This window comes from Desulfuromonas sp. CSMB_57, assembly GCF_020194955.2.
GTDB lineage: Bacteria > Desulfobacterota > Desulfuromonadia > Desulfuromonadales > Syntrophotaleaceae > JAFCIY02.
On record NZ_JAFCIY020000079.1, the window covers coordinates 1 to 7,133 of the forward strand.

Consider the following 7,133-nt stretch of genomic DNA (forward strand, 5'->3'; position numbering starts at 1 on the left):
GCGGTTCCGGTGGCGGGTTCTATGGGACTTATGCTGCCCATGGGGCCGATGGCTCTCCGGACGCCCCATCTGGCGGGATTGCCGGCAATCCCAACGGTTCCAGCCTGACAGGGCGTTTTGCCCATTATGTGATGGTAGGGTTGTGGCTCCCGGAAGAGGCGGGACGCGAAGAAGGCCAACATTTTGGAGAGGAGAGCAGTCCGGCCGATCGACACAGAGCCCTGTGGAGTTTATCTTTCTGGTCGTTGTTTGCACTCATGGCCAGCATGGCGGTGCACGGCTTCATCAAAAAATACCTCAAAGCGTCCCTGATTATCGGCGGTGGTTTTTTTCTGGCCAGTGTGATTGGTGATCTCCTGGTGCTGCAGGGCGGCCTGAGCTGGCATCTGCTGCTGGATGGTATCGCCAAAGGCTTACTGGCATTCATTATTGCTCTGCTGGCGGGATTGCCCTTCGTTTATTTTCGCATCAGGGCGGAAATGGAGTCAGGTCCGAGGCGTGCGACAGGATATGTGCGCTGACTTTAGAACCTCTTTTTTACCACAGATGCACGCAGATGGAAAAAGATAAAACTCTGTGCCTCGAGGGAGCGCAGCGAACGGGTGATAGAAATAGATTTTCTGATTTTTGCCTTGTCTGCGTTCATCTTCGGCCATCTGCGACTAAAATGCCTTTGACCTTGATGTCAAAATCTATGAGACGCAGATTGCGCAGATTTACGCAGACAAATTCTTAAACCCAGAACCTATATTTACCACCCGCTTCGCTCGAGGCACAGAGGACACGGAGGTACAATCTGAGAAAAGCGCTGCAAACCTTTTTTTTTGCCACAGATGAACGCAGATGGACACAGATAAAACCTGGAACCGTTTTAAGGTTTTAACCCAAGAACATAGGCTTTAAGGTTTTCCTCCTGCTTTTCCTCTGTGTCCTCTGTGGCTCGAGTGAGCGCAGCGAGCGGGTGGTAATATCTGTCTTTGACTTTTAGATCTTATCTGGTGTTCATCTGCAGATAATTGATTTTAAAAGAGAAGTTTTTCAAGTACGCATGTTATTGAAAAGGGAGGCTCCGATGAAAGGATTGGCGGTTGTGGCTTTTCTGTTGCTGGGGCCGGCATTTTTGGTGATGAGCTGTGACAAAGCCTGGGCCGGGGACCGGGGCTATATGGGTGTCTATGCCGGGAGGGCCGTGTACGATACCTTGAAAGAGGTGCTTTCCGATCGGGAATACGCGGACTCCTATGCCGTGGCGCTGCTGGTCGGGAGAGGTTTGACGGGCTATAAACATTATCTGAGCCTGGAAGCCGAAGGACAGTTGGTCAAACATTTTGGGGATATGAATCACTTTGAAATCAACGCCTTGGTGGTTCTGCGCTGGCTGCCGTTCCCTTGGGACCGGTATCTCGATACCAGTTTTGCGGTGGGGGAAGGACTTTCCTATGCCACCGAAGATCCGAAAATTGAAGTCGAAAAACACGGTAGAACTTCCAAACTACTGAACTATCTGATGTTTGAATTGGCGGCATCCCTGCCGAAATATCCGCAATGGACCTATTTTCTGCGGGTCCATCATCGTTCCGGGGTCTTCGGGTTGTTTGACGGGGTGAGCGGCGGTTCCAACCTGGTGGGGGCGGGGGTCAGATATGATTTTTAGCTCCCATGGAAAACGGCTCCGTAGGGTGGCTGTCTGGGTGGTATCGGTGGCGGCGGGTTGGGCGGTGCTGATGGGCCTGATTCTGCCGCCGGTTCTGCGCCACCAGGCCGAAAGCCGGCTTTCCGAAAAGCTCGGCAGTGCCTGCACCCTGGCCAAGGTCCGTTTCAATCCCTTTACCCTCAGGCTCGCGGCCGACAACCTGCGCATTCCCTTGCCGGATGGCGCGGATTTTTTCAGCCTGGAGCGGTTTGAGGTTCGGGTAAGCCCCAGCAGCTTGGTTCGTTTTGCCCCGGTCGTGAGCGATGTACAGTTGTTCAATCCCCGGCTGGAATTGGCCTTGCGTCAGGATGGGACGCTTTCATCCAACGACCTGGGCCGGAATGGCAAAAGGACGGATTCTGTTGAACAGGAGTCGCCGCTTGCTTCGGAAACCGCCGCAACCCGGCCGGGTCTGGATCTGTTCGGAATGGTCATCAACGATTTGGCCATTCGCGGCGGCTATGTGCATTTTCGTGACCATATCAAGCAGGCGGAGCATACCGTGGCCGACCTGGCGCTGTTTGTTCCCTTTACTTCGACCCTGAATCGCCACCGGGATCGCTCCATCAACCCCTTTCTGGAAGGGGTGGTGAATGGCCGTCCGCTCCGGGTCGAAGGGCGACTGACCCCCTTTGCCGAACAGTTGCGGACCGAGTTCAACATACGTTTCGACAGCTTGGAACTGGTGCATTTTCAACCTTACCTGGTGCCTTTCTCCACGGCTGTTCTCAAGAACGGCCAACTCACCACCGATCTCGTGTTCAGCATGGTCCAGTTGCCAGCAGGCGGTATCCGCCTGGGCCTCGATGGTACGGCAAACCTGGCGGAACTGGCCATTGTCGGACCGGACGGACAGGAGGCTCTGCGCCTGCCGCAATTGATGGTTGAAGTCGCCGGCAGCCTCAATACCCCGGAAGGCATGACTCTCAAGAAAGTGGCGGCGCGCGGATTGGAGGCGCATCTGGTTTTGCTGGAGGATGGCCGGCTGGATTGGCTGACCTGGATGAATATTCCGCCCGACAGGGAGGAGGACAAGCCGCCGCTACCCTTGCATGTCGCTCGATTTGAACTGCGGGAGGGACGGCTGCTGTGGCAGGACCGCAAAGTGCCCGGCGGTTTTGCCGCCAGGGCCGACAACCTTGCCATTACCGTGTCCGGGCTGCATCTGCCCGGGGCTGACCCCGCCGTCGTAAAAGCGGTCATGAATCTCAATGAAGCCGGACAGTTGACCCTGGAGGGCAAGGTAGCCCCCGATCCTCTGCAAGGCCATGTCGTCATGCGCCTCGAGAACCTGCCGGTAGCCGGCTTGCAGCCCTATCTGGCGGCGACCGGGATTCCCGTTACCCTGGAAAAGGGGGATTTCAGCGGTGCGGTGCGGTTGGAAATGGCGGGCCGGGAAGAGGGTGCGGCCCTGCTGCTCAAAGAGGGAACCTTGGGCCTGCGGAATCTGGCGTTGCAGCGCAAGGATACCGGCAAAACCTTTTTTCGGCTGGGAGAGTTGGCCTTGTCGGACCTGACCGTCGATATTCCCAACCGGCAGATCGAGGCCCGGCAATTGCTCTTGGACGGTGCCGAGGTGCAAGCGCGGCGTGACCGCAACGGTGTCATCGACCTGATGAAACTGCGGCCGTCCGTGCCCAAGCCCGGTGGCCGTCCGTCTTCCCCCGCCGCCGGGAATGCCAAGCCGTGGCAGACCCGGTTGGCGGAACTCAAACTGCAGAACGGTCGCCTGGCGGTCGGCCTTGAAGCTCCCCGCGAAACCTCCACGGCGGTGTTACAGCGATTGTCCGCCTCCGTCAGCGGATTCGATTCAGCCCAAAAGGTGCCGCTTGCGGTGGTGATGAGTGGTCGCGGGGAGAAGGGCGGCAGCCTGAACGTGGATGGCCAAGTGGCATTGAATCCCCTCGCTCTGACTTTGCGGGTCCGCAGCGATGGGCTTAATCTGAAACCCCTTTCCCCCCTCCTGGGCCAGGTTTCGCCAAATCTGCGCCTTGGTGCCGGAACCCTGTCCATGGCCTTGCAGACCTCCATGAGAAGCGGAGCGGGGCCGGCCGACGTGCGAATTCGCGGGCAGGCGTCGCTGGATCACCTGTCCCTGTTGGACGGCAAGCAGGAATTCGCCGCCATGCGCACCCTGCGGGTGCAAAACCTGGATCTTCAGACCCGGCGGCAGCGTTATGTCGCCGGCCAGGTCACCTTGGTGCGACCCGACTTCAACCTGATCATGGCCGGCGATGGGATCACCAACGTGGCCCGCCTGCTGGCGGCGCGTCCCGCTGCCGGCGGTGGCGGGACGGCAGCCAAAGCGGTCAAAAAGGCCGATCCCGGTGCCACGCCCTTCCTGCGCCTGGGTGAAGTGGCGGTCAGGGAGGGACGCTTGCGGATGCGGGATCTTCGCTACCAGCCGGCCCTGAGCAACCGTCTGGAAAAACTGGCGGTCACCATCCAGGGGTTGGAAAGCAATCCGGAAAGCCGGGCCCGGATCGTCTTTTCCGGAGAATTGGACGGCGCCCCCATTCGTGGCGAGGGCAGCATCAATCCGTTGCAGGCCAACGCCCACGCCGATCTGCAGACGGAATTGCGGGCTCTGAATCTGACCCCCCTGTCACCTCTGTCCGAGCGCTTTATCGCCTATCCCATGGAAAAGGGCATCTTTACCCTCAGCAGCAAGATCGTGGTCGAACAGGGTCGGCTGGATTCGACTCACCGCATCCGGCTTGACAGCCTGGCCCTGGGCGACAAGGTACAATCCCCCGACGCACCCAATCTGCCCGTCAAGCTTGGGGTCAGCCTGTTGCAGGATCCGGCGGGCAACATCAACATCACCCTGCCGGTGCACGGCGATCTCAACGACCCGAGTTTCAGCATCGGCGGCCTGATCTTCAAGGTCATCGTCAATCTGCTGATGAAGGCCGTGACCTCGCCCTTCGCCCTGCTGGGCAGCATGCTGGGTCTGGGAGGAGAGGGGTTCGAGTATGTTCCCTTTGCCCCCGGAGACGGGCGTCTGTTGGCGGAAAATGCGGCGGGCCTGCCGGCCTTGGTCGACATGCTGAACAAACGACCGAATATCAAGCTGCGCCTCATCCCGCAGGCCGACGAGGAGGATCGGGACCAGTTGGCGGAGGCCTTCGTGCTGCGGCGCATGCAGGAGATCAAGCATGCCGGTTTGCCAAAGAAGGAGCGGCCGTCGGTGAAGCCGGAGGAACTCAAAATCGGTCCGCAGGTGGATGCCGACGAATACCAGGAGTTGCTGTTCAAGGTCTATGCCGAGCAGCCGTTCGACAAGCCGCGGAATTTGCTGCGCATGGTTCGGGAGTTGCCGCCCCAGGAAATGATGGAAAAAATCCGGGAACATCATCCGCGGGATGACGAAGCTCTCAAGCGACTGGCCCTGGAACGGGCGCAAAATCTGCGCGAGGCTTTCATCGCCCTGGATCCGACCCTGGCCCATCGCATCAGCATCGGGCCTCCCGAAGTCCCGGGACCGGGCCACCGCGTTACCTTCGGTATCCAGTAGGGGCGCACTGCGTGCGCCGCCTGCTTTTGCTGACAGTCATTCAGTCCTACCCGAAACATTTTTGGTCGGGACTCCAGTTCTCATTCCTGCGAGGAAACCTGCAAATATGAATGATGCCATTGTCGTCGACGAACTGACCAAACATTTCGGCACCGTTGAAGCCGTGTCCGACCTGTCGTTCCGCGTCGCCCGCGGCGAACTGTTCGGTTTTCTCGGGCCCAACGGCGCCGGCAAAACCACCACCATCAACATGCTGACGGGTCTGGCGCGACCTGATGCGGGTTCCATTCACATCGGCGGCATCGACTGTTCCGCCGCTCCCCGCGCGGCCCAGGGACTCATCGGCGTGGTGCCCGACGAGAGCAATCTCTACGCGGAGCTCACCGGTTTTGAAAATCTCTGCTTTTGTGCCGCCCTGCACGGCCTGGACAAGAGTGAACGGCAGTTTCGGGCCCATCAGTTGTTGGATGCCTTCGGTCTGTCCGACGCGGCGGATCGCAAGTTCGGCGGCTACTCCAAGGGCATGAAGCGCAAGCTGACCATTGCCGCCGGCATCATCCACAATCCGGAGATCCTGTTTCTGGATGAGCCGACCACCGGCATCGACGTGGCCAGCGCCCGCCAGTTGCGGCAGCTTATCGCCGATCTGCATCAGGCCGGTACCACCATCTTCCTGACCACCCATTATATTGAAGAGGCCGAGCGGCTATGCGACCGCATCGCCTTTATCGTTGGGGGTCGCATCGTGCGTATCGATACGGTGGAAGAGTTGCTGCAGCCCGTAAAGGAACAACATGTGCTGCAGATAGCCTGTGCCCATCCGTTGCCGGATCTCCGGGAGGAACTTGCCGCGGCTTTCACCGAATTCAGTTTTACCTTTCCCGGCAGGGAATTGGTGCGGGTGGAGGGGGATGCCGCCCTGCGGGTGGGACCGCTGCTGCGGTTTCTGGAAGAGCATGGAGCGGAAGTGGCGGAGGCGAAGCGGATGCGGCCGTCCCTGGAGGATGTCTTCGTCCGGATTACCGGCATCGAAACCGGGGTCATGGGCAAGGAGAAGGAAAGGGGAGGTAACGGCCGATGAAACGCTGGATTGCCTTCTGGAACATTCTGCTCAAGGACGTGCGGACCTACTACCTGAAACCGCCCAACATCAGTTGGGGCATCCTTTTCCCCCTGGCGTGGACGGGCATGTTTTTCGTCAAATCGGGGCGGGGCCCGGAAGACATCGCGGTTCTGCTGCCGGGGGTGGTGGCGGTCTCCATCCTGTTCGGAACCACCTCCATGCTGGCGGTGACGGTAACTTTCGAGAAAAAAACCCGCACCTTCGAACGGTTGCTGCTGGCGCCCATCCCCTTGGAATTGTTGATGCTGGCCAAGACCAGCGGCGCCATCCTGTTCGGGGTGGCCAACGCCTTCGTGCCGGTGGTCATGGCGGGAATCATCACCGATTTGCCAAAATTTTCCTGGGTATTGTTTCTGCCGGCGGTGCTGCTGATTGCGGTGGCCTCCACCTTTTTGGGGCTGTTCATCGCGGTGGCGGTGAGCGAGATGTTCGAGGCCCAGACCTTTTCCAATTTTTTCCGTTTTCCCATGATGTTTCTCTGCGGCCTGTTTTTTCCCGTCGCCCAGTTGCCCCTGTATCTGCGCCCCCTCTCATACCTCCTGCCCCTGACCTATGGCGCCGATCTCCTGCACGGCGCGGTCCACGGCGGTCACGTCCTGCCCCTCGTCCTCGATCTGTTCATGCTTCTGGTGTTCTGCGCGGTGCTGTTCAGAGCCAGTCTGCGGAATATTCAGCGGCGGTGGATTATGTAAGGGTGGCGGCCGGGAGGAGTCTGATTTAATAATCCAGAAAGCAAAGGCAAGACCGCGGGTCGCGTCCCGCTGACGCCTTACTTTTTGTCCAAACGGCCACAAAAAGTA

5 protein-coding genes are annotated in these 7,133 nt (G+C 59.0%); all 5 read left to right on the forward strand.

What is annotated here, in order from left to right; genetic code table 11:
• Positions 1 to 521 (forward strand): hypothetical protein (locus tag JQN68_RS14230; protein WP_249621276.1); only part of this gene is annotated, 521 nt, incomplete at its 5' end.
• A 551-nt stretch (positions 522 to 1,072) separates the two neighbouring features.
• Positions 1,073 to 1,654, forward strand: a complete 582-nt coding sequence (locus JQN68_RS14235) for a hypothetical protein (RefSeq protein WP_225073768.1) — start codon at positions 1,073 to 1,075, stop codon at positions 1,652 to 1,654.
• Positions 1,644 to 5,210 (forward strand): DUF748 domain-containing protein, encoded by a 3,567-nt coding sequence (locus JQN68_RS14240; protein ID WP_502799366.1) that lies wholly within the window; start codon positions 1,644 to 1,646, stop codon positions 5,208 to 5,210. The genes JQN68_RS14235 and JQN68_RS14240 overlap by 11 nt, the downstream gene beginning before the upstream one ends.
• A gap of 106 nt (positions 5,211 to 5,316) precedes the next feature.
• A complete protein-coding gene (locus JQN68_RS14245; protein ID WP_225073770.1) occupies positions 5,317 to 6,291 on the forward strand; it encodes an ABC transporter ATP-binding protein in 975 nt (324 codons plus the stop codon).
• Positions 6,288 to 7,025, forward strand: a complete 738-nt coding sequence (locus JQN68_RS14250) for an ABC transporter permease (protein ID WP_225073771.1) — start codon at positions 6,288 to 6,290, stop codon at positions 7,023 to 7,025. Before JQN68_RS14245 ends, JQN68_RS14250 begins: the two co-directional genes overlap by 4 nt.
• Positions 7,026 to 7,133: the final 108 nt, after the last annotated feature.

Coding starts and splice junctions, on each gene's coding strand:
- JQN68_RS14235 (WP_225073768.1), top strand. CDS start 1,073: ATGAAAGGATTGGCGGTTGTGGCTTTTCTGTTGCTGGGGCCGGCATTT.
- JQN68_RS14245 (WP_225073770.1), top strand. CDS start 5,317: ATGAATGATGCCATTGTCGTCGACGAACTGACCAAACATTTCGGCACC.
- JQN68_RS14250 (WP_225073771.1), top strand. CDS start 6,288: ATGAAACGCTGGATTGCCTTCTGGAACATTCTGCTCAAGGACGTGCGG.
- JQN68_RS14240 (WP_502799366.1), top strand. CDS start 1,644: ATGATTTTTAGCTCCCATGGAAAACGGCTCCGTAGGGTGGCTGTCTGG.